This is a genomic window from Natrialba swarupiae (assembly GCF_008245225.1).
Classification (GTDB): Archaea; Halobacteriota; Halobacteria; order Halobacteriales; family Natrialbaceae; genus Natrarchaeobius; species Natrarchaeobius swarupiae.
In genome coordinates this window covers 1-2,047 of the sequence record NZ_VTAW01000065.1, presented here as the reverse complement: position 1 = coordinate 2,047, position 2,047 = coordinate 1, and the positions used below count along the sequence as shown (strand labels likewise).

Annotated in this window: 1 protein-coding gene; it reads right to left on the bottom strand. The window is 60.2% G+C overall.

Annotation, left to right across the window (positions count from 1 at the left end; genetic code table 11):
• Window positions 1-315: 315 nt before the first annotated feature.
• Complete coding sequence (locus FYC77_RS19910) at window positions 316-1,380, bottom strand: DNA methyltransferase (RefSeq protein ID WP_149083225.1); 1,065 nt, start codon at window positions 1,378-1,380, stop codon at window positions 316-318.
• Window positions 1,381-2,047 lie beyond the last annotated feature (667 nt).

Below are 2,047 nucleotides of genomic sequence, written 5' to 3'. Positions count from 1 at the left end.
CTTGCAGGGTTGTGGCGCTGCTGGACACAGTTTCCACACCCTGCTGCCTTCGTTGAGAACGTTTCTATGACACGCTCTTCGACGAACCTGTTCGCCAGCAATCCGGGCGACAACCACGTACCGGCAGCCGGCGGACACCGGACTCGGCGTCCGGTCGCTGCCGTCACTCGATCACCAGCGGGTTCTCCCTTCGTCCGCTGTAAACGGCGCGCGACGGGGGGATGGGGGTGATAACACGGTGCGCGCCGGTCGAACCGAGACGCTCGGTGGTCATAAAACCGCGTCAGACGATCGAATGACGGGAGTCTGACGGCGTCACTCGCTCTCGTCCGGCCGGAAGACGAGAACGTTCTGATGGACCATCGAGGGGACGAACGAGAACGGATAGCCGTAGACGTGGAGGTCCTTCGTGGGATCGTACCAGACGAGATTCGCCGCGAGGGTTACCGGTGCCGCCGACTCGACCGCTCGCGCCAGATCCGCCGAGAGGAACTCGTAGGACTGCTCGCGGTACATGTCGCCGATGAAGACGACCAGATGGCCGCCCGGGGCGACCGCGTCGGCGAAGCGGTCGAACTTCTCGGCCATCTCCGCGAGCCACTCGGCTTTCGTCTGCGTTCGGGCCGACTCGTCCTCGAGTTCGCCGTCGTCGCACCCTCCGTCCTCAGCCTCGCTCGAGCCGTCGTCGAACGATCCCAGCTTGCTCTCGCGGGTCGCTCGCTCGTTTCGGGTCTGCTCGAGTTCGTCCATGTGCCAGTAGGGGACGTCGGTCAACAGGAGATCGATCGAGTCGTCGGGGACGTCCTCGATGAGGTCGGCGCAGTCGCCGTGGCGCATCTCCTGGGCGGCGAGGGGGGGCTCGCCGCGAGCGCGGCGCTCGTCGTTCTCGCGTTCTACGACCGTCTCGTAGATCTCGACCCATCGCTCGTTGCGCTCGAAGCCGATGGCCTCACGGAGACCGGTCCCCTCGTGTTCGCAGAAACTCGCGCCGAGCAGGGTACCACCGACGCCCGCAAACGGGTCGAGGATGGTGTCGCCCGCTTTGCTGAACCGGCCGATCAACTCGGCACAGAGCCGCGGCGGTTTCTGCCCACCGTGTTCGCTCCGGCGGTCGTGCTGGACGGCCGGTGGGTAGCCCTGGGCGATCACCGACTTGGTCGCGTACTTCCACTCCTTTCCGGTGAGGTCGTTGACCCGATTCCGTTCGTCGTAGATCCCGCGGCCCTCGACGTAGCGTTGGTGGTCCGCGAGGTCGTCGGTGTCGATCACCTCGCCGTCCTCGACGGGAAGAGATTCCTCGCGTGCGCGTTCCGGATCGAACGACCCGTCGTCGTCCGTAAACAGGCGACTCTGCCGATGACGCTCCCCGTCGTCTGCCATGGCCTCGAGTGGTTACCGGGGCCGCTTAACAGTTGTTGAAAATCGCCCCGGAGTCGAGTGAGTCGAAAGAGCGGCGTTCTCTCGTCATCACGGACGCTCGAGGATTTTCTGAACGACTCGAGTCTGTCGTAGAACGCCTCTCGTGAATTCGCGAGGTGGTGGTACGGGTGAGCAATGGATCGCAATGGATCCTGATTCATACGTTACCTGTTAGAAACTGCGTGTAACATACAGGAGAAAGACTTTACACACGAGATGGTTGGATGGGAATATGACAGGTACAGAGGTTGCCGTACTCATCGGGAAGTATTCAGCAGGTGCAACTCTGGGCAGTCTCACGATTGCATACGGACTAACCGAATTTCTGTCTGCTACGGGTTACTCTTGGTATCGGTTTGCTGCATATCAAGGGAACGGAATTGTTATCACGTTCATTGGATGGATGATTCTACTCACGACACTCATCAATCTGTACAGGGAATTGAATGATAAGTAAGCAGGTGAACAGACCGGTGGACAGTTTATCAGTTACAATACTGTTCTCGCTGCCGTCCAAGATACAGGGTGCGAATGTGGTACAGGCTGAGACTCAGTCGATCACATCGATTTAGAGAAAGTGCCTGCTTGGAGAAGGTGTGCAGCCTAGCCAAGCAGACAGCGAGATAGA